This is a genomic window from Bacillus sp. MUM 13, from assembly GCF_001866725.1.
Classification (GTDB): Bacteria; Bacillota; Bacilli; order Bacillales; family DSM-1321; genus Peribacillus.
The window spans coordinates 1-20,098 of record NZ_MLYQ01000070.1 but is presented as its reverse complement, the minus strand read 5'-3'; the positions used below and the strand labels follow the sequence as shown (position 1 = coordinate 20,098).

The window sequence follows — 20,098 nt, the reverse complement described above, 5'->3', positions numbered from 1 at the left end:
GCCTGAGAGGATGAAGAAAATGGACACGATAGATCCCAAAGATGTAAAAGCTGGAGATGAGGTATATGTGATTTACAATAATCCGCATACTCCGAGCGTTTCAAATGTGCGTGCCGCAGAGATTGTGCAGCATCCTAAAGATCCGGATGCAGTAGCATTATTTCTTAATGAAACTTTCCATGTAATTGAAGATGACGATGCACTATTCAGCTCAGAAGAAGCTGCTGAACGGGCATACAGCGAACATTTTTTGACTGAATAGCACGAGCTGCGGGCCGTTTCCTGAGATGGAGACGGCTTTTATTGTCCGTTTTATGCAAAGGCTCTTTTCTTAAAGATTGTTGTTTATTATTGTGTTATGTGAGGCGATCTTTGTTAGGCCAGGCTGATTGGAGGTAAGTTGCGAGACTCCTGGAGAGGAAATCACCCACCTTGTTTCATATCAGCAAATTTTACGAACACAGCTATTATGCAAAAAAAGCAATAAATCAATGTTTGTTTCTTCATTCATCTGTAAGATTGACCGCAGGATGCCAATTGGTTACACTTATAGTGATATTTTTGAAAGTATAAAAATCAGCAAACAGATGGGTGATTATCTTGCACATAGAAATAACAGGGATAGAAGATGAGCGGTTCCACAGACCGCTTCAAAATATAGCAAATTTGTTTTTTGAAGAATCCAATGTAAAATTGGGGGGCGATGCTTCAGGAGACCTTCACATACACATGACCTGGAGTGCTTCAGAACATATTGCAGCATCTGCCACCCTTACGGAAAAAGCATCTCAAAAAACCTTTAAAGCGAGCCATCAAGAAGCATCGATGCTGCATGGCAGTGAAAAGGAGCTTTTTAAACAGGTAAAAAGAGCTGTGTCACACGTTTATCTTGAAGTACTTCAGGAGCTTACCGGTATATATCAGAAATGGGGCATATTGACGGGTATAAGGCCAACAAAGCTGCTGCATAAAAAGCTGCAGCAGGGGATGGAAGAACATATTGCCCATCAGGAGCTCAGGCAGGATTATCTGATTTCGGATGAAAAAATAAATTTGATGCAATCCATTGTCTCCCGTCAATTAGCGGTTGTCCCGGATCTATATCAATTAAAGAATGAAGTGAGCATTTATATAGGCATTCCGTTTTGCCCGACTAAATGCGCGTATTGCACGTTTCCGGCTTATGCGATAAACGGAAGGCAGGGCTCTGTGACTTCTTTCCTTGGCGGGCTTCATTATGAAATAAGGGAAATTGGCAAGTGGCTGAAGGAAAAGGATATTAAAATCACGTCCATTTATTATGGAGGGGGAACCCCGACAAGCATTACGGCTGAAGAAATGGATATGCTGTACGAAGAAATGTATGCCTCATTTCCCGATACAGAGAATGTGAGAGAAGTAACGGTTGAAGCAGGGCGGCCAGATACAATTACACCTGAAAAGTTAGAAGTCATGAAAAAATGGAACATCGATAGGATCAGCGTGAACCCGCAGTCTTATATTCAGGAGACTTTAAAAGCAATTGGACGGCATCATACCGTTGAAGAAACCATTGAAAAATTCCATCTCTCCAGAAATATGGGGATGAATAATATCAATATGGACTTGATTATTGGACTTCCCGGAGAAGAGCTGCCGGAGTTTCAAACAACGCTGTCGGAAACAGAAAAGCTTATGCCGGAATCCCTGACTGTCCATACTCTATCATTCAAACGGGCTTCCGAGATGACAAGGCATAAAAACAAATATAAAGTGGCCTCAAGAGAAGAAGTGGAAAAAATGATGTCAGCAGCTGAAGAATGGACAGCTGGTCATGGATATCATCCGTATTATCTGTACCGCCAAAAAAATATCCTTGGCAACCTGGAGAATGTAGGGTATTCCATTCCAGGACAGGAAAGCATCTACAATATCATGATTATGGAAGAACAGCAGTCAATTATTGGCCTTGGCTGCGGGGCAGCCTCCAAATTCCTGCATCCTGTTACAGGGAAAATTGAGCATTTTGCAAACCCAAAAGATCCTAAATCTTATAATGACAACTTTGTTTCTTACACAAATAAGAAAATCGAGATATTAGAGGAATTATTTGCGAAAAGCAGTTCTGGACAATGAACTAAAAAAATGCAGCCTGAAAGGGAATCTGTCCCGTTCAGGCTGTCTTTTTTCTCTATGCTTGGTCTGGTTCACGGAATAATGGCATGGTGCAGCAGCGGAAGGAGCCTCCTGATTTAATGATTTCCGTAATATCTACCTCGATGACATCATATCCGCGCCTGCGAAGCTCTTTATTTACGTTTTTATTGACAGGCAAGCTCAGCACCTTTTTATTTCCGATGGAGAGGACATTCGTTCCGAGCGTAAACTGCTCTTCTTCTGAAATTTCAATTAAATCATACCTCTTTGACAGATGTTCTCTTTCGGTCTTTGAGATTACATTAGGAAAAATAATCGCTTCATCCGGAGACAAAACATTAAAAACACAATCCAGATGCAAGTATTTGGCTGCAAATGGAACAGGCATGACTTCTTTTCCTGGAAGAAGTGATTGCAGATGGCGGATAGACGCTTCATGCGTTCTATTTGATACTCCGACATAAATTGTATTGCGGTCAACCACTACATCTCCGCCTTCAATGCGCTCTTTGGTCAAGTTATGATATTGCACGGAGCGGTCTTGAAGCCATGATTGAAGGATGGTTTCTTCACCCTGGCGGATGGGGCTTGCCATTTCTGCAACAAAAACGGTGTCTCCGATTGTAAACCCGATATCCCTTGTGAACACCTGCTCAGGATAGGCAGAAAGCGACGGCAGCTTAATCACATTAATTCCCTGTGACTCCATTACTTCAACAAATTCATTATGCTGTTTCATGGCACGTTCGATATGGATATTTTCATTTTTAAAATGCTTTTGTGTTTCATTAATTACTTCCCGGATGCTCATGTACTGCGGTTCGCAGACGATTACTTCCTTCAATGTATCATACTCGCTGGCACAAAATGCCTTGGCTTCATTTTTAGGCGCATTTATCATAATTATCCCCCTGAATATTCATTTATTTATCTTTTTCCCTTTTTGCTATTACTCTATGTAATAAAGCCGCTGTTTTTATAAAGCCCGCAAAGTTTGCCAGCTGTTTTCAGAGCCGCTGGTGCTGCACTCCAATCAACTGAAAAATCCAACCATGAACTTAACCAAAACTTATTTAGTTATAATACCCTCCCAAAATTATGGGGAAACCAGAAAATCATCGATTTATTTATTAAATAACGGGATGGATGAAGGTATTTGCAATTGATAATCGAACATATTAATGAGAAATATTACCTAAAAACTCCGGGAGGTTTTGTATATGATGAATACACCTTTAACCATGCCGCAAATGATGGAAAGGGCAGAGAGGTATTTTCCTTCTAAAGAGGTGGTTTCAAGGACAGAAAGCGGTACACAAACATTTACATATGCACAGATTGCTCAAAGGACCCGCAGGCTTTCAAGCGTTTTGGAACGGCTGGGGCTAAAACAAGGGGAGAGGGTCGGCACGCTTGCGTGGAATCATCATAGACATCTCGAAGCCTATTTTGCCATCCCATGTTACGGAGCAGTCCTGCACACCATCAATCTCAGGCTTTCCCCCCAGCATATCTCATTCATCATCAATAACGCCGAGGATCAGCTTCTGCTTATTGATCCAGATGTAATCCCCCTGATTGAAAGAATCCAGCATGAGCTGAAAACCGTCCAGGGATATATAATCATGACGGATGCTGAGAATCTTCCGGAGACTAGCCTTTTCCCTGTTTATCATTATGAGAAGCTGCTTGCTGAGGGAGACCCGGAATTTTCTTTCAGGCATGATTTGGATGAAAATTCGCCTGCAGGCATGTGCTATACATCCGCTACAACAGGAAATCCAAAGGGTGTACAATATTCGCACCGTGGAATCGTCCTGCACAGCATGGCCCTTGGACTGGCTGACAGTACGGCCATAAGTGAAAGGGATACAGCCATGCCTGTTGTGCCTATGTTTCATGTGAATGCCTGGGGCCTTCCGTTTGCAGGTGTATGGTTCGGGGCGAAACTTGTCCTACCCGGTCCTTACTTCACACCGCAAATTCTTTGTGAGCTGATTCAATCTGAAAAAGTTACCATCTCTGCAGGTGTGCCGACCATCTGGATGGGCTTATTGAATGAACTGTCTGAAAAGCAATATGATACGAGCAGCCTGCGGGCAGTTTTATGCGGAGGATCTGCTGCCCCAAAAAGCATGATAAAAACCTTTGAAAAAAAACATGGAATTCCATTTTTGCATGCCTATGGTATGACAGAAACGAGTCCGCTGGTATTTGTTTCTTCCCTTAAAAGCTTCCACGATAACCTGCCGGAAGAGGAACGCTATGAGATCAAGGCAAAGCAGGGAATGGCTGTGCCAGGTGTGGAAATAAAAATACTCGGTCAGAATGGTGAAGTGAAGGCGGATGGCCGGGAGATGGGCGAGCTTCTGATCAGGGGCCCCTGGATTGCAGATGAGTATTTCCGGGATGAGCGTTCCGGACACGCGTTTAAGGATGGGTGGCTATACACCGGGGATGTTGCCACTATTGACCAGGAAGGTTATGTGAAGATTGTGGACAGGACAAAGGATCTGATTAAGAGCGGAGGAGAATGGATTTCGTCTGTAGATCTGGAAAACGCGCTAATGGCCCATGATGCTGTATTGGAAGCGGCGGTAATAGCAGTCCCTCATGAAAGATGGCAGGAAAGGCCGGTTGCATGTGTTGTTTTGAAAGATAAATATAAAAATGAGATACCAAAAGAAGAGATTATTGAATTTCTGAAGCCTCTATTTGCCAAGTGGTGGCTGCCGGATTATGTAATATTTATGGATGAAATACCAAAAACTTCAGTAGGTAAATTTCTTAAAATGGCGTTAAGGGACTCATTGCAGGACAAATATCTGAATTCGGGAAAATAACGATAAACCTGCAATTCTGATATTTCTGTTTTTTGCTTTTAATTTATTTCAGGGAACATGTATAATAGACTCATAGTTAACCAAGGAGGCAGGATACATTGGTATATGAAACAACTTCAGCAGAGCAAAAAACGGTATTGGCATCATATTCCGGCCGGACAGCAACCATAGAATTGAACCGTCCGGATGCTATGAATGCAATGAATCTGGAAATGCTTCAGGAGCTAGTCGGCATCCTGAAAGAGATTACAGTCAATGAAGAGGTCGATATCGTCATTTTGCGCGGTAAAGGGAAAGCGTTTTCAGCTGGCGGAGATATCAAAATGATGCTTTCTGCATCAAATGAGAATGAGTTCCATTGTGTCATGGATTGCATCAGTGAACTGGTTTCTGTCCTCTATTTCATGCCAAAGCTTGTAATATGTGCGATTCATGGTGCAGCAGCAGGACTCGGCCTGAGCGTTGCCCTTGCAGCTGATTATATAATTGCTGATCCCGAGAGCAAGATTGCCATGAATTTTATTGGTATCGGACTCATTCCTGACGGAGGAGGACATTTCTTTCTTGAACGAAGATTGGGAGAAGTAAAAGCAAAAGAACTGATTTGGGAAGGAAAAGTACTGAATGCCCGCCAGGCGCTCGAAAAAGGCCTGATCCATGAAGTCGCAGGTGAAACCCTGGACAAAGCTGCAGATAGAAAAAGGCAGGAGTGGCTTGGCAGCCCTATTCAGGCTATGATTAAAACAAAAAAAATTCTCAGTGAAAATAACAGGCCAACACTATTGAAAATCTTAGAACTCGAAAAAAATGCCCAGCTGAAAATGAGAAAAACAAATGACCACAAAGAAGGAGTCAAAGCATTTCTGGAAAAAAGAAAACCTGTGTTTACAGGGAAATAAAGATATTTAAGAGGGGCTTTTTGTTTGCGCTTTCTTTTACAAGCGGAATGCCTTTTCAGGATTTCAAAGCGGTATTGGAGTAAGCTTTTTGCTCTTATAAGATGTTTCGGCCACAGAAGGCAAAAGAGCCAGCTGTGGCCGAAATCTATTTGCTTAGGCCCCGAGGAAGGGGGTGAACAGGCGCTTTCGCTTTTTTTGAATCCAGCTGCAGCGCCTAGCCCCTCGAGGTCATAAGTCACCTAAGAATTAAAGGCACATAGCGCCTTTTATTCTTAGGCGCCTTATGCTGGTCTGAGGCCCCGAGGAAGGGGGTCACAAAGACGTTGCCGCAGGACGCGGCGTTTTTAGTCTTTGATCCTCTAATCAGGCGCTTTCGCTTTTTATTACCGGTGGAATAGTATTAGTTTTCCTGTTGGCGAGGTGCAGCGGTGTGTTTGTTCTAAGAGATTTTTTTCTTTTAATAAAGATTCACCTGCTATTTTTGCCTGCTGGTCATTTTCTGCGCTAATGGATTCATCAAGAAGTTTTTCTCCAGAAGCAGCAAATGCCGTTACTTTATAGACTTTGCCCATCATCATTCTCCTTCTATTCATACTCAAACAAACATAGCTTTTGAACTGTTTTTCAAGTTGTCCCTTATCCCTCATTAGATGGCAGCAAAGCCCCCTAATGGAAGTTTCACTTTATTATTATTTTTACATAATATTCAATCTTTTGTAAAGATTTAATCTTTCATAGAATATATATAATTTGTCCTTGAAGCCGCTAGATGAATGACCTATGATTAATGAGATTGCTAATTAATTCCAAATGATATTTTGGGGATTAGAGAGAAGGAGGAATGAAATTTGGCATTGCAAATTAATCATGTTACGAAGCGTTTTGGGGAATTTACAGCAGTGGACTCCCTGGACTTTACAATTCCTGAGAAGGAAATGTTCGGTTTTTTAGGTGCGAATGGAGCAGGGAAGACCACTACGTTCCGGATGATCCTCGGACTATTGAACCCGACAGAAGGCCAAATACTCTGGAATGGAAATAAAATTGGCTATTCCTCCAGTTCAGCTATAGGCTATTTGCCGGAAGAGCGGGGACTTTATCCTAAGCTTAAGGTCCGCGATCAGATTGTTTATCTCGCAAGGCTGAGAGGGATGAATAAGCATGATGCTCTGGCCGAGCTTGAATATTGGCTCAATCGATTTAAGGTGCCTGAATACCTGGATAAGAAAGTGGAGGATCTTTCCAAGGGTAATCAGCAGAAAATCCAGCTTATTGCTTCTGTTATACATAAACCGTCATTGCTTATATTAGATGAGCCGTTTAGCGGTCTGGATCCAGTGAATGTAGAAATGCTAAAGGAAGCAGTCATTGAGCTTCGCGACAGAGGAACGACTATTGTATTCTCCAGCCATAGAATGGAGCATGTAGAGGAAATGTGCGAGCACTTGTGTATTATGCATAGAGGAAAACCAGTCGTCTCAGGAAAACTAAGAGAGATTAAACGGTCCTTTGGCAAAAAGAATGTTGCCATCCATGCTGATTTTGATTTGAGCTTTTTGGACGGCTACGAGGGTGTAACAAAAGTGAAGACAGTGACAGAAGGAAGGATTGTGCAGGTTACAGGTGAGGATATTGCCCAAAATATCCTTCAGGATCTTGTCCCCAGGGGATTTGTCAGGAAATTCGAGCTTGAAGAACCCTCCTTAAATGATATTTTCATAGAAAAGGTAGGTGCTGAATATGAATAAATTCTGGATTGTTTTATTCCATACATACCTCACGAAGCTAAGAACAAAATCCTTCATAATTTCTACCATTGTTATGCTTCTATTAACTATAGGGCTTACAAATCTCCCAAAATTGCTGGACCTATTCGATAAGAAAGACAGTGATGTGATAGGAGTCATCGACCTTAAGGGAAGTTTATATGAACCCTTCAAAGCACAGGTTAACGCCGTCAATCATGATTTGAAGCTGAAGGTGATTGAAGATGAGACAAAAGCCAAAAAACTTGTGGCTGATAAAAAACTGACAGGCTTTATCATTCTTGATCAAGATGCCTCAAATATGCCTCAAGGGTTTTATAAAGCAAATTCACTGTCAGATTCATCTATAAGCAATGATTTGGCTTCAGCCCTTACTGGAGTGAAAAGTAATTTGGCAGCAAGGGAATTGAAGCTTACTCCTCAGCAAATAGCAAATATAAGTTCACCTGCAGGTTTCAAAAAAACAGCACTGGAGAAGAATGCAAAAACAGAGGAAGAATTGAATCAGGCGAGAGGGCTTGTGTATATCCTGCTGTTTGTTATTTACTTTAGCGTGCTGATGTACTCGAATATGATTGCAATGGAAGTGGCAACAGAAAAGACATCCAGAGTCATGGAAATCTTAATATCCAGCGTTTCGCCAGTACAGCAGATGTTTGCGAAAATCCTTGGAATTGCCCTGCTGAGCATTACACAGATGATTTTGTTTTTTGGAGTGGGATATTTCTTCATCAAACAAAATCTTGGAGATCTTAATGGGGGATTCTTTTCGTTCTTTGGATTCGGCAGCACAAGTATTTCAACGGTCATATACGCTATTATTTTCGTATTGCTTGGGTACTTTCTATATGCCACACTTGCTGCGTTTTTAGGATCAATGGTAAGCAGGATAGAAGATGTCCAGCAAATGACATTCCCGATGACCATTCTTGTGGTGATTGCGTTTATGATTGCTATGTCGGGGCTTAGTAATCCATCTGCAAGTTATGTGACCGTTACATCTTTTATACCATTTTTCAGCCCGATGATCATGTTTTTGAGGGTGGGAATGATTTCCGTGCCTTTTTGGCAGGTTGCTGTTAGCATTCTTATCCTGATCGTTTCGATTGCCGTTCTTGCAATTTTTGGAGGACGTGTTTATCGCGGGGGAGTGCTTATGTATGGAAGCTCTAAATCTCTAAAAGATATCAAAAAGGCCATTCAGATAACAAAAAATACGTAAGCCAAAAAAGGATCACTCCACAGGTGATCCTTTTTTTAGTGAAGAAGAAAGGTTCCTTCCTCACTAATTATTTATGGGAAAGTATGTTCTGTTTGTGCTAAAATGGTTAAAAAGAAATCAGTGAAAGAGGGATGCTCATGGGCAGGATCGTATTTTTGCATGCAGCTGATCTTCACCTGGATAGCCCTTATTCAGGCTTGAAAATGCTGCCGGCAGCTATACTTGAAAAAGTAAGAGAAAGTGCTTTTCAGTCGTTTCAAGGAATGATCGATGCCGCGATAAGACATGAGGCGGATTTTATTTTGCTGGCCGGTGACTTATATGATGGAGAAAATAGAAGTTTACAGACTCAGGTACGGTTCAGGTCTGAGATGGAAAGGCTTAAAAAGGCTGGGATATCGGCCTATATCATCCATGGGAATCACGATCATTTGGGAGGATCCTGGATACAGGTCGAATATCCCGAAAATGTACATGTTTTTGGAGGCAGCACGGAAATGAAAATTCACATAACAAAAGACGGCACTGCCGTTTCCATATATGGATGCAGTTACTCCAAACGGCATGTACCGGAAAAACTTGTTGATACATACCAGAAAATCCAGGGCGCTGATTATCATATAGGAATGCTGCATGGAAATCTTGAAGGATCAAGCGGGCATAGTCCCTATGCACCATTCAGTTTAACGGACCTTGAGGAGAAAGATTTTGATTACTGGGCGCTTGGGCACATTCATAAACGGATGGTGATATCAAAAAATCCCTTGGCTATATATCCAGGCAGCATGCAAGGCAGAAACAGAAAAGAAACGGGTAAGAAGGGCTGTTACATGATCAGGATGGAGGGCGAAGCAAGATCATATTCCTTTATCGAAACATCACAATTGAACTGGGAGTCTGCTACGTTTCATATAGGAGAAGATGATAACTTTGATAGTTTATTGAAGTCATGCCGCGACCTCATTGAAGAAAAAAGGTCGGCTGGCAGGAACGTGCTGCTGAATTTGGTGCTGGAGCCAGCCTGTACTGCGGCAGAAATCATGTTAAAAGATGAAATTTTGACTGGTCTGACTGACATCTTGCAGGAAGGCGAAGAAGATATGCAGCCATTCATCTGGACAGCTGGCATACAGGTAAAGGAAACGCAGCGTGCGGATTCTTTTTCATTGAATTCTCCTTTTCTTGCAGAGCTCCTGAAATCAGAACCTGATGAAGACGATTTTGAAAAAGGCCTTGAACAGCTTTTTAAGCATAAGCATGCAAGGCGATATCTGGAATATCCCGATAAAGAAGAACGGCAAAGCCTGCTGGAGGATTCAAGAAGGCTTCTTCAGCAAATATTGTATTCTAAATGACTTTAAGGGCGTGTGAAAATATTGGAGATAAAAGAATTACATGTTTATGGGTATGGAAGGCTTGAAAATGTCCGTTTTGAAAACTTGGAACAGCTTCAGATTTTCTATGGTGAAAACGAAACAGGGAAATCCACCATAATGTCATTTATCCATAGCATATTATTCGGTTTTCCTACAAGGGCCCAAAATGAGCTTCGCTATGAACCTAAGCTTCATGCGAAATATGGCGGAATGCTTATGCTTCAAACTAAAGGATATGGAGCAGTCAGAATTGAACGCGTGAAAGGAAAAGCAGCAGGAGATGTTTCCCTTATCTTCGAAGATGGCCAGCCAGGCGGTGAATCAGAGCTAAGGGACGTTTTGCAGGGAATCGATAAGAACTTCTTTTTATCCGTTTTTTCTTTTAATTTAGACGGCCTTCAAGGCCTTCATACACTAACAGAAGGAACAATCGGAAAGTATCTTTTGTCGGCAGGATTAATCGGGAACGACAAGCTGATGGAGGCAGAGGCCAGACTTCAAGGCGAACTGGATGCAAGATTTAAACCATCAGGCCAAAAGCCCTTTATGAATGTCAGACTTGAAAAGCTCAGGCTGATTCAAACACAGCTTAAGAAGGCAGATGCAGACCAATCTGAATATGAGCAGCTCTTACTCAGGCAAAAAGACGGTACACAGGAACTCGCAGCAGTGCAAAGCGAAATAAAAGCTGAAGAAAACCAGCTGATGCAAATCGGGGAGTTCCTGAGATTGAAACCGCTCACAAAAGAAATGAGATTGTATGAAACCAGATTATCGGAGCTTGGGAATTCCCCGTTTCCGGCGGATGGGCTGAAGCTGCTGGATCAGTTTAATGGAAGGCTTATGCCTTTGAAAGCTCACATTTCCTCACTTCTTGAAAAAGCCGGGGAAAATCAAAAAAAAGCGCCCGCAATGGAAATCCACCCCTTTTTGAGCAGCAATCGGGCGCATATTGAATTTGATATTCAGTCATCCTCCCTCCTTGAAAAATTGATTATTGATCAAAATAAAATGCAGCAGCTGCTTGAACGGAAAGAGAGGGAAGTACAGCGTATGAAAAGAGCTGTATCGCTGCCGCTTCAAGAAGCCGAAATTCTTCAGCTGGATACAAGCATTTTTGCCAAAGAACGGATTAAATCCTTAGAAAAAGAAAGACAGCGCCTGAGAAACCAAAAGGAACATCTGGATAGCAGTTATAAGGAAGAAAAGGAGAGGCTTGAAGCTGCAGAAGACAGGATCAGAGTACTTAAAGAAAGAGCTATGCCTCCAGAAAAAAGAAGAGAGCTGGAAAATGAACACAGAAACATGAATCAAGATTACCTGGAAGGGCAAAAGACACTTTTGGATGAACAAATAGCTGAGCTGCAAAATAAATACCATGAAGAAGAAGCTGTTAACAGCAAGAAAAGCAGGACACGCCTTGTCTCCCTCTTTTCATTTATCCTTTTGATTTCCCTTGCACTATACTGCTTTTTCCGGGATTCACTGTTTCCTGCTATATCTTTTGTATTAATTGGGGTGCTGATCAGCACTTTTCCGTTGATCTTCAAAAGTGCCAATAAGCTTTCTGCACTGACAGCCCAGCTGAAAGAAGCTAAAAGGAAAAGGGAGGAATGCGAAAGAAAAAGCACAGGAACAGAAAGTGAAGCAAGGCATCTCACCCGGCTTCTTGATCAGGAGCGGGAGCTGCAAACTCTCCTGGAAGGAGAAAAGTATTCTTATAGGGAAAGGGAAAAATCATTTGATGAAATTATTAATGAATATGAAAAGTGGGAAAGAGATTGGAAGCTCATTTCTGAGAAATTGGGGAGGTTTATCAGTCAATGGAATATTCCACAGCAAATTGATTCGATTTCTTTAGATGAAGCATTAAATTCCATTGAACAATTAAAGGATACCATTGAAGAAAAAGATGCAATACACCGCCAGCTAACGGATATGACTAATGAAATTGAAGCAAGGAAGAAGAGGCTTTTGGAATATGCAGATGCTTGCGGGCTTACTCCCGCAAATTGGCAGGATGCGATAATTGAGTTAAAACATGCATTGAATGACCATAACGAAAAGACAGGATTGATCAGGCAGCTTCAGACAGAGCACAGTAAGATCAATGATGAGCTGGATCTTCTTTACGCCAAGCAGCATTATCTCGAACAGGAAATAAGGAAACTGCTGCAGTCTGCACTGGCGGAGAGTGAAGAAGAATTCAGGCAAAAAGCAAGCATTGCTCAAGAAATCTCGGAATTGCGAAAAAAGCATGAATGGATATGTATTCAGCTTCAGCAGTCAAATGTGTCTTCAGAGATGCTTGAAGAATATATGGAAAAAGGCATCAGTGTATACAGCCAGGAGGCATTGGAGGCAAAAAGAAAAACAGATATCAAGAAGCAGTCTCTTCTCCTGGAAACTCTTTCAGATATTAAGCATAGCATCAGAATGCTTGAGGAAGGAGGAACATATGAACAGTTGCTTCATAGCTTTCACGAAGAAAAGGAAGCATTCAGAGAAGAGGCAAGAGTCTGGGCTAAATACGCACTGGCAAAGAGGATGCTTGATGGAACCATTGAAAGCTTTAAAAGAGAGCGGCTTCCTAAAGTGCTGCTGACGGCAGGAGGATTCCTGGAAATTCTGACAGAAGGTTCTTATGTCAAGCTCATTATGAATGAAAAAGGAGACAATCTGCTGTTAAGAAGATATGATGGCGTGTTGTTTAAGGCAGAAGAGGTAAGCCGGGGCACAGCCGAAGGAGTGTATATTTCCCTTAGGCTCGCCCTGGCGGAGTATATATTTAGAGAAGATCCTTTTCCTCTTATTATAGATGACAGCTTTGTGAATCTTGATGCGAGGAGAACACGGTCCATGGTGAAGCTGATCAGGAAAATTTCAGCACAGCGGCAAATTATCTTCTTTACATGCCATGACCATCTGCTTAAGGAATTTGAAAACATGGATATAATTACTTTAACAAAAGAAAAAGCAGTACATTAACAAAAAGAAGCCGGAGCAAGCTGTATCCTTGTTCCGGCTTCTTTTTGGCTTTCAGTGAGTATTTTGAACTATATACAAAACAGAACTAAAAGAATAAACTGTTTTACTAGAATAATTTAAAGATTATTCTTAGAATGAAGTCTTAAAAAATTGCCAATAATCATATTATATAGAGATTGACTATTTTGTTGTAAAGAGAGTGAACGAATTGAATCTATATTCTTTTATTACCCAGCACGATCCAACATTAAACCTGATTATAGAAAAAGAATTTCCCGATAAGCGCTGTGTGGGAGGAAAATACTCAATGGAAACTCATAGTATTACTCTATTTCAGCGAGATATCCAAATTCAGTGTAAAAGAGCGCTGGGTTCACTGGAGAGGCTGGAGGAATATTCCTTGATTGTTTGTTCGCACGAACTTGGCCATGCCTTGGATAAGACCCTCCCCCATTTAAGTGAAGAATTAGCCTTAACGGGGAATCTGGATATCTTATACAAAATTGAAGTGAACGCATGGAATATTGCTGAGAAGCTAATTCCTTTCACCTCCCGCGAATTATTTTTGAAAATCAGGGAAGAGTCTCTTTTCCATTGCAGAAAAAGACCGCTTGTCAGCTGATTCAGCCGCCGCCTGCAGAAATCCTTTTGCGGGTTTTTTTTTGTAAGCACACATCTTTGATTCCGATTCCGTTGTTAAATCAGGTTAATTGGGCTAAGGTGTCCGCTTTCTGAGGGATTAGAGCTCACCGCCCGCCCCGCAGAAAGCGAACACCTGGAAGGGAAGTCAGCCGCCTTATTCCAGCAAAGGTTTGCGAATACAGCCTTGATTTAGTAATAGAAGATGAAGCTATGTCTTCTGCTGAGGCTTTATTATAGTGCATATAAATACCTTTTCAGCGGCTGCATCCTGGATGAACCTATTTTTTGCATCAGGGAGAAATCAATCATCTGAGAAAGGTTTTATAAAGCTCCGTATGATATAATATTTATACTTAATCCTACGGAGGTACCTTTACATGCAAAACGGAATTATACACTACGGCATTGGTGAATCGATAGATACATATATGTATATAAAAACAAGCACAAAGGCTGTTGCGAGCAACGGCAAACCTTTCCTGACGCTTATCCTTACCGATAAAACAGGGGAAATAGAAGCAAAGCTGTGGGATGTTTCTGAGGATGATGAAAGAAACTACTCTGCGGAGAGAGCTGTTAAGATACAAGGCGAAATTCAAAATTATCGCGGAAGAAGCCAATTGAAAATACGCAATATCCGGTTAACTACAGACCTGGACGGGATTAAAACTTCTGATTTGATCCAAACTGCACCGCTTAGCCAGGAAGAGATGATGGATAAAATAACCAAGTATATATTTGAAATGACCAATCCTAATATTCAGCGCATCACAAGGCACTTGCTGAAGAAATTTCAAAATGAATTCCTTACGTATCCTGCTGCCACTAAAAATCACCATGAATTTATGTCCGGTTTAGCATTTCATGTCGTCTCAATGCTGGATTTAGCTAAAGCAATCGCTGGACTTTATCCTAAACTTGATAAAGACTTACTGTATGCAGGTGTTATTCTTCATGACCTCGGCAAAGTCATTGAACTTTCCGGCCCGGTATCGACAGCATATACGGTGGAAGGCAATTTGCTTGGCCATATTACTATCATGGTCAATGAACTGGGGAAGGCAGCCGATGAACTTGGCATTGATACAGAGGAAATTATGATTCTTAAACATATGGTGCTTTCACACCATGGCAAGGCGGAATGGGGCAGCCCGAAACCTCCCCTTGTCCGCGAAGCAGAGGTATTGCATTATATAGATAATATCGACGCTAAAATCAATATGATGGACAGGGCACTCGAGAAGGTGAAACCCGGTGAATTTACGGAAAGGGTATTTGCCCTGGAAAACCGTTCCTTTTATAAACCTTCTTACTGAAGCAGTCTCTGAAGATATATTAATCTGTCGTTTTGCTTGTTAATTTAGGCTGTTTTCGTAAACATTGTTGCTCGACTTGCGTCTGCGGGGTCTCATCTGTCACGCTAATCCCGCTGGAGTCTTCGCACCTTTCGCTTCAATCAACCTGCTTTAACAATAGATTTGCCTCGAGAACTTATTAAATAACAACAACATTTAAGAAAAGAGACTTAATATAGGATTTCAGCATGCATAAACTTGTCCGGGGAGGCATATTCTCTATTAAGATTAATGGGACAGCTTCCCGAAAGGAGAAAGAATATGCCATTTTGGATATGGATTATATTTGCGGGAATTATTGTAAGTGCAATTATGGCTGTTTATACGGCAAAGCAGGACAGGAAACTGGAAAACGATTGGATTGAAAAAGAAGGCCAAAAATATATAGACAGGATGAAGCTCGAGAAAGAAAAAAGAAAAGACGATGATATACAGCAAGGAGCATAAAAAACATCCCGGCGTAATTTTGCCGGGATGTTTTTTATGTTATCGCGTCCTGGAAAGTCCCAGGATTATTGTCCTGCAGCTGGATTAGCTTCAGGCTGTTTAAGGGCATCCTTAAGATCTTTATCCTTAATCTCTACATCAGAAGCCTTAATTTCTTTATTGATTTTCTTTTGTACTTGAGCTTGGTCAAGTTTGGAAACTTTTAAATCATACTCAAGCTTTTTCTTCATATCTTTATATGGTTTCTTTGCTTTTTTATCTAGTAGCTGGATAATATGATATCCATTTTGTGATTTGACCGGTCCGGAAATTTCACCTTTTTTCAATGCATACGTAGCATTTTCGAATTCAGGAACCATTTGTCCTGCACCAAACCATCCTAAATCTCCACCTTTGGAAGCAGAGCCTGGATCTTGTGAGTATTTCTTGGCAAGGTCTTCGAATTTTTCGCCTTTATCCAGCTTTTGTTTAATTTCTTTTGCTGTTTTTTCATCTTTAAGCAAAATGTGTCTTGCGTGAACCTGCGGCTTAAGCTTATCATAGGATGCTTTTACTTCTTTATCAGTAACCTTTACATCCTCAGCTGCAGCTTTTTCTTGAAGCATGCCAATTTTCATTGAACGCTTCAAATCAGCTTCGCTTTTATAGCCGGATTGTGCAAGCGCGGCTGCGAAATTATCACCCATTTGATCTTTAAGTTCTTTAAGTTTGGCATTGACCTCAGAATCAGACACTTTATATTTTTTTGAAAGGACTTTTTCATAAACTAATTCCTGAAGAACTTGGTTTCCATATCTGTCTTTCAAAGTATTGTAAAGATCTTCTTTTGAGATATCTCCAGCCTTGGTTTTAACAACCGCTTCAGAGTCGCCTCCGCTGCTGCAAGCAGTTAGTCCAAGAAGGCCGGCTGTTACCGCAAGGGATAATACCAATTTCCTCATAAAAAACAACTCCTGTTAATAAATTCGTGGCTGCTTTGTAAATCCACAAATCCTACTATAACATAAATTGGTTTCATTACAAAAAATAATATGGTTTTTCTTAATTGAATTTATTGAAAATAGGCAAATATCTAGTCAATTGATTACTGCCTACATATGATAAGCCGTGGGAATAAAAGGGGTACCACAATGGGGGTATTTAGGCAGCTGTTTTACATTTGGTTTTGATTTGACGGGCGAAAAAACAAGTGCAAGCATTTTTTACAGTGCGAGTCAATAGCCCACTCTTTTCAGCCAAATTCTGAATAGGATATGGTAATCGCATAGTAAATGCTTTCCAGGGATGCAGGCTTTCCTGCACAGATTGCTGGCAAGAAAACGATATTATGCGGGGTATAGCCTGTTCACTTCTTTTATTGGAAAGGAGGAAACATAATGTCCGGAGGATACGGCGGAGGTTTTGCTTTAATTGTAGTCCTTTTCATCCTTTTGATCATCATCGGATGTTCTTGCCTATAATAAGAGTTTAAACAAATAATAAAGGTGAAGCCTTATTGGGCTTCACCTTTTATAGTTGTATACGAACAGCCAAATTTTCATTAAATTCGGAAGAATTTTGAAAGGATTATGTATGAAAAAGTTACCGGATGTATACATTTGTAAATTTGTGCGGCAGATTAAGTAAAGGATATTTCAATATAAGACGATAAAAGCAATATGGTAATTAATATATTGATAGTCCTGAATACTTTAGGCTGGCGGTCTTCAGGAATTTCTTTTTGAAGACATAGAGAATTGGTCATTTTGTTGATATTGTATAATATTACGGCGGAGAAGAGAATAAACCATAAAACAATCACTCCTGAATCCCTCCTTGCAAACATTCATGTATAATAACGATACCAAATTCCCCGCAAAAAAGATAGCCTAAAAACTTCAGCAGCACGTACCAGGCTGGAGCTTTCGCTATCAGGAGAAGGTAACTTCATGCAGATTTTTGCGTAATAAAACCGGGACAATATATTGTTTTGCATAAAACCCGGTAAAAGGTGTTTATCCCTTTAAGGGCAAAAAGCAGTGTAAATGGTAAGGGCCTCAAAATGCTGCTTTGTGGTGGTGATTTTTTTAGGATTTAAGAAAGGTAAATAGTGTAATAGTATTCAAACAAGATATAATAAGGTGAGAGGGTCTGAAGCCGGGGGTAAAACGGCCCGGATAAGCTGCTTTAACAGCTCATATAAAATGAAACTGTAATATACATAGGAAAAATCAGTTAAGCGTATTGTATCCGGAGGAAAACATATGGGAAATCTCGAAAATGAAATAGAGACATTAAAATATCATAACCAGCTGCTGCTGAACATCATAAAAAATCCTAAAGCCAGTCTGGATTTCCTTTATGTAGAGAAAAATATTACTCTAGCAGAAGCAAAGAGAGTAAAACAAATTTGTGAAAAATTGAACAAGCAATATCAAATAGAAAAAGCGGAAGGATATATGAATTTTCAACCGCTTCTTGGCCAATTAAAAAGGGAGCTGAATCCGAAGCTATCACTTAAGGAATTTATGGAAGCATGTATGACTCAAGGAGAGTTCATTTCATTGATGTCCGCATTATCCAAGAGTCAATGATCCTTAAACAGGTTCTTTTTCTGCTTCACTCTTCTTTTTTTGAATTTTACCTTCTTCTTCTGTAAACTGATTGTCAATATTGGCAAACGAGCGTTCAAAAATACCAATGAAATCCTCGCCATAAATATTTTTGATTACGGCCATCATTTCAATCATATCAGGGAATTTTCCATACAAGTCACGAAGAGGGAGTGCCCCTGTAAAAGCTGCATTGTTGCCGGGATCATAGGTTTCCATCAATTCCAAAAGAATGGTTTCACCCTTTTCGGTGATTTTGATGTAGGTGTTTCGCTTATCATGTTCTTTTTTCGAAAACTCCAGTAAACCGCGTTCTTCTAATTTTTTTGAAAAATTAAAAGCTGTAGATACATGCATAACACCGAATTTTGCAACATCAGAAATGGATGCGCCGTTCAAATGATAAGCAATCCATAATATATGATGTTCATTGATATTTAAGTCAAAGGGTTTGATCCATTGCTGCCAATCTTTTTCGATTGATTTCCATAGTGCTTTGCTGAGCTGTGCAATCCTTTGACTGAAAATTAGAGCTTCTTTCATAGAATAATTTTTATCCTGCATGTCCTTACTCACCTACTTATAAGAATTCTCTATATTTATTATGACAATAAAGTAAAAATTAATAAAGATAAAATTTGCTAAATTTTTAGAAATTTTCAGTTTTTTTAGTTCTGTATTACTGAACATACCGGTTTTTACTTTGGAAAATGGAAATGCAGCTTCACGAAGTAAAAGAACCGGAGCAGGAAAAACAGGCACAGGCCTGCTGCTCCGGTTTTTTCTTATTTTGCAGGAGTGCCAGCGGTTTCCTCTAATTCCTGAATAGAAGATTCTATTTCCTGGATGCCTTTTGTCAGCTCTTCTTTATGAGGTTCAATTTCCTCTTTCCATCCTTGAATCAGCAGCTTTACATCTTCAATGAATGCTTTGATGGACTCTTTGCTTACTTTAGAAGCGTTTACGGTTTCGTTTTTTATATCCATGATCCGTGCTTTAAGCTCTTGGATTGACAATGAAATCTCTTCCTTGCCTGCACTGATTTTTCCGCGGACTTCTTTTCCTGAAGCTGGAGTTGTCAGGATTACAGCAGTACCTGCGACAATGGTTCCTGTCACAAATCCGAACAATAATGATTTAACCTTCATTGTATATCACCTCGTTTTTCTTATCTAATTGATTTCGCTGAAAAAAGACAAATCCCTTCTATAAATGAAAACATTAATTGGTAATTAAAAAAGTTTTTAATAAACTTGAGTGTTTTTCTTAATTTACCATAATTTTCTTATGCAGGGAAGTGTAATTCTATATTAACTTTATATCACAAAAATAATTTCTTAAACGTTAATTACAATAAATAAAGTATATAAAAATAACTTGGATAGACAAACTACCTCCTGCCTAATACTTTGCTGCTGCCTGAACAAGGGGTTGATTTCCGCTGCAGGATGCTTCGCTTTCCGCGGGGCGTGTGCTGATCCCACAGCAGTCTCCGCACCTTTTACTCCAATCAACCTGCTTTAACAATGGATTTGCCTTAGAAATTTAATAAATAAAAACCATCTTTAAGAAAGGCTGTTTTCGTAAACTTTGTCGCTATGGAACAAGGGGTTGATTTCCGCTCCAGGATGCTCGCTTTCCGCGGGGCGGGCGGTGAGCCTCCTCGGCTTCGCCTGCGGGGTCTCACCTTCCCGCTAATCCCGCAGGAGTCTCGCACCTTGCACTTCAATCAACCTCATTTAATAATGAAATTACCTCTCAGAACTCATTAAAAACAACAATCTTTAAGAAAAGAGCCTTTAAAAAAATCGGAATGTAACAGACTCATAATAT

General features: G+C 40.5%; 19 protein-coding genes. 13 read left to right on the top strand and 6 right to left on the bottom strand.

Translation table 11 applies throughout. The features are described 5' to 3' along the window. Positions 1-19 precede the first annotated feature (19 nt). Together BIV59_RS16380 and BIV59_RS16375 are read left to right on the top strand one after the other, a co-directional pair. Entirely contained in the window at positions 20-262 is a 243-nt protein-coding gene (locus BIV59_RS16380) for a transcriptional regulator SplA domain-containing protein (RefSeq protein ID WP_071352542.1), read from the top strand. Positions 263-600: 338 nt separating this feature from the next. Further along, positions 601-2,115: a coproporphyrinogen III oxidase gene (locus BIV59_RS16375; RefSeq protein ID WP_071352526.1), complete on the top strand. Its 1,515-nt coding sequence runs from the start codon at positions 601-603 to the stop codon at positions 2,113-2,115. Between the two features lie 55 nt (positions 2,116-2,170). Here BIV59_RS16375 and BIV59_RS16370 read toward each other — a convergent pair whose 3' ends face one another. Further along, on the bottom strand, positions 2,171-3,037 hold the full coding sequence (locus BIV59_RS16370; protein WP_071352525.1) for a dimethylarginine dimethylaminohydrolase family protein: 867 nt from the start codon (positions 3,035-3,037) through the stop codon (positions 2,171-2,173). 319 nt (positions 3,038-3,356) lie between these two features. Between BIV59_RS16370 and BIV59_RS16365 the strand changes: the two genes are divergently transcribed. Both BIV59_RS16365 and BIV59_RS16360 read left to right on the top strand, forming a co-directional pair. Continuing rightward, positions 3,357-4,979, top strand: coding sequence for a long-chain fatty acid--CoA ligase (locus BIV59_RS16365; protein ID WP_071352524.1), 1,623 nt, complete (start codon positions 3,357-3,359; stop codon positions 4,977-4,979). 98 nt (positions 4,980-5,077) lie between these two features. Continuing rightward, positions 5,078-5,878 carry an enoyl-CoA hydratase gene (locus tag BIV59_RS16360; RefSeq protein WP_083392220.1) on the top strand — a complete coding sequence of 267 codons (801 nt, stop codon included), beginning with the start codon at positions 5,078-5,080 and terminating at the stop codon, positions 5,876-5,878. A 383-nt stretch (positions 5,879-6,261) separates the two neighbouring features. On the opposite strand, the gene BIV59_RS16355 is transcribed toward BIV59_RS16360, so the two are convergent. Then, positions 6,262-6,450 (bottom strand): YhzD family protein, encoded by a 189-nt coding sequence (locus tag BIV59_RS16355; RefSeq protein WP_071352523.1) that lies wholly within the window; start codon positions 6,448-6,450, stop codon positions 6,262-6,264. Between the two features lie 276 nt (positions 6,451-6,726). On the opposite strand from BIV59_RS16355, the gene BIV59_RS16350 reads away from it, so the two are divergent. From BIV59_RS16350 to BIV59_RS16320, 7 genes are all read left to right on the top strand, one after another. Beyond that, the gene (locus tag BIV59_RS16350) at positions 6,727-7,626 is read left to right on the top strand and encodes an ABC transporter ATP-binding protein (RefSeq protein ID WP_071352522.1); all 900 of its coding nucleotides are present in this window, start codon (positions 6,727-6,729) and stop codon (positions 7,624-7,626) included. After that, positions 7,619-8,866, top strand: a complete 1,248-nt coding sequence (locus BIV59_RS16345) for an ABC transporter permease (protein WP_071352521.1) — start codon at positions 7,619-7,621, stop codon at positions 8,864-8,866. The genes BIV59_RS16350 and BIV59_RS16345 overlap by 8 nt, the downstream gene beginning before the upstream one ends. A gap of 137 nt (positions 8,867-9,003) precedes the next feature. After that, positions 9,004-10,221 (top strand): metallophosphoesterase family protein, encoded by a 1,218-nt coding sequence (locus BIV59_RS16340; RefSeq protein ID WP_071352520.1) that lies wholly within the window; start codon positions 9,004-9,006, stop codon positions 10,219-10,221. A 21-nt stretch (positions 10,222-10,242) separates the two neighbouring features. After that, a complete protein-coding gene (locus BIV59_RS16335) occupies positions 10,243-13,230 on the top strand; it encodes an AAA family ATPase (RefSeq protein ID WP_071352519.1) in 2,988 nt (995 codons plus the stop codon). A 307-nt stretch (positions 13,231-13,537) separates the two neighbouring features. After that, positions 13,538-13,852: a hypothetical protein gene (locus BIV59_RS16330; protein ID WP_240501928.1), complete on the top strand. Its 315-nt coding sequence runs from the start codon at positions 13,538-13,540 to the stop codon at positions 13,850-13,852. Between the two features lie 397 nt (positions 13,853-14,249). Then, positions 14,250-15,188 (top strand): 3'-5' exoribonuclease YhaM, encoded by a 939-nt coding sequence (gene yhaM, locus BIV59_RS16325; protein ID WP_071352517.1) that lies wholly within the window; start codon positions 14,250-14,252, stop codon positions 15,186-15,188. 300 nt (positions 15,189-15,488) lie between these two features. Beyond that, positions 15,489-15,674, top strand: coding sequence for a sporulation YhaL family protein (locus BIV59_RS16320; protein ID WP_071352516.1), 186 nt, complete (start codon positions 15,489-15,491; stop codon positions 15,672-15,674). A gap of 65 nt (positions 15,675-15,739) precedes the next feature. Here the strand turns inward: BIV59_RS16320 and BIV59_RS16315 are convergent, their stop codons facing one another. Then, a complete protein-coding gene (locus BIV59_RS16315) occupies positions 15,740-16,615 on the bottom strand; it encodes a peptidylprolyl isomerase (RefSeq protein ID WP_071352515.1) in 876 nt (291 codons plus the stop codon). A gap of 435 nt (positions 16,616-17,050) precedes the next feature. Here BIV59_RS16315 and BIV59_RS22910 point away from each other — a divergent pair, with 435 nt between their 5' ends. Beyond that, positions 17,051-17,134: a YjcZ family sporulation protein gene (locus BIV59_RS22910; RefSeq protein ID WP_083392217.1), complete on the top strand. Its 84-nt coding sequence runs from the start codon at positions 17,051-17,053 to the stop codon at positions 17,132-17,134. Positions 17,135-17,292: 158 nt separating this feature from the next. Here BIV59_RS22910 and BIV59_RS16310 read toward each other — a convergent pair whose 3' ends face one another. Continuing rightward, a complete protein-coding gene (locus tag BIV59_RS16310) occupies positions 17,293-17,472 on the bottom strand; it encodes a hypothetical protein (RefSeq protein WP_071352540.1) in 180 nt (59 codons plus the stop codon). A gap of 445 nt (positions 17,473-17,917) precedes the next feature. On the opposite strand from BIV59_RS16310, the gene BIV59_RS16305 reads away from it, so the two are divergent. Beyond that, on the top strand, positions 17,918-18,247 hold the full coding sequence (locus tag BIV59_RS16305; RefSeq protein WP_071352514.1) for a DUF1878 family protein: 330 nt from the start codon (positions 17,918-17,920) through the stop codon (positions 18,245-18,247). A 3-nt stretch (positions 18,248-18,250) separates the two neighbouring features. Here BIV59_RS16305 and BIV59_RS16300 read toward each other — a convergent pair whose 3' ends face one another. Both BIV59_RS16300 and BIV59_RS16290 read right to left on the bottom strand, forming a co-directional pair. Next, on the bottom strand, positions 18,251-18,829 hold the full coding sequence (locus BIV59_RS16300; RefSeq protein ID WP_071352513.1) for an HTH-type transcriptional regulator Hpr: 579 nt from the start codon (positions 18,827-18,829) through the stop codon (positions 18,251-18,253). A 221-nt stretch (positions 18,830-19,050) separates the two neighbouring features. After that, the gene (locus BIV59_RS16290; protein WP_071352511.1) at positions 19,051-19,413 is read right to left on the bottom strand and encodes a YtxH domain-containing protein; all 363 of its coding nucleotides are present in this window, start codon (positions 19,411-19,413) and stop codon (positions 19,051-19,053) included. Between the last annotated feature and the right edge of the window lie 685 nt (positions 19,414-20,098).

Coding starts and splice junctions, on each gene's coding strand:
- BIV59_RS16380 (WP_071352542.1), top strand. CDS start 20: ATGGACACGATAGATCCCAAAGATGTAAAAGCTGGAGATGAGGTATAT.
- BIV59_RS16370 (WP_071352525.1), bottom strand. CDS start 3,037: ATGATAAATGCGCCTAAAAATGAAGCCAAGGCATTTTGTGCCAGCGAG.
- BIV59_RS16365 (WP_071352524.1), top strand. CDS start 3,357: ATGATGAATACACCTTTAACCATGCCGCAAATGATGGAAAGGGCAGAG.
- BIV59_RS16355 (WP_071352523.1), bottom strand. CDS start 6,450: ATGGGCAAAGTCTATAAAGTAACGGCATTTGCTGCTTCTGGAGAAAAA.
- BIV59_RS16345 (WP_071352521.1), top strand. CDS start 7,619: ATGAATAAATTCTGGATTGTTTTATTCCATACATACCTCACGAAGCTA.
- BIV59_RS16340 (WP_071352520.1), top strand. CDS start 9,004: ATGGGCAGGATCGTATTTTTGCATGCAGCTGATCTTCACCTGGATAGC.
- BIV59_RS16330 (WP_240501928.1), top strand. CDS start 13,538: ATGGAAACTCATAGTATTACTCTATTTCAGCGAGATATCCAAATTCAG.
- yhaM (WP_071352517.1), top strand. CDS start 14,250: ATGCAAAACGGAATTATACACTACGGCATTGGTGAATCGATAGATACA.
- BIV59_RS16320 (WP_071352516.1), top strand. CDS start 15,489: ATGCCATTTTGGATATGGATTATATTTGCGGGAATTATTGTAAGTGCA.
- BIV59_RS16315 (WP_071352515.1), bottom strand. CDS start 16,615: ATGAGGAAATTGGTATTATCCCTTGCGGTAACAGCCGGCCTTCTTGGA.
- BIV59_RS22910 (WP_083392217.1), top strand. CDS start 17,051: ATGTCCGGAGGATACGGCGGAGGTTTTGCTTTAATTGTAGTCCTTTTC.
- BIV59_RS16305 (WP_071352514.1), top strand. CDS start 17,918: ATGGGAAATCTCGAAAATGAAATAGAGACATTAAAATATCATAACCAG.
- BIV59_RS16300 (WP_071352513.1), bottom strand. CDS start 18,829: ATGCAGGATAAAAATTATTCTATGAAAGAAGCTCTAATTTTCAGTCAA.
- BIV59_RS16290 (WP_071352511.1), bottom strand. CDS start 19,413: ATGAAGGTTAAATCATTATTGTTCGGATTTGTGACAGGAACCATTGTC.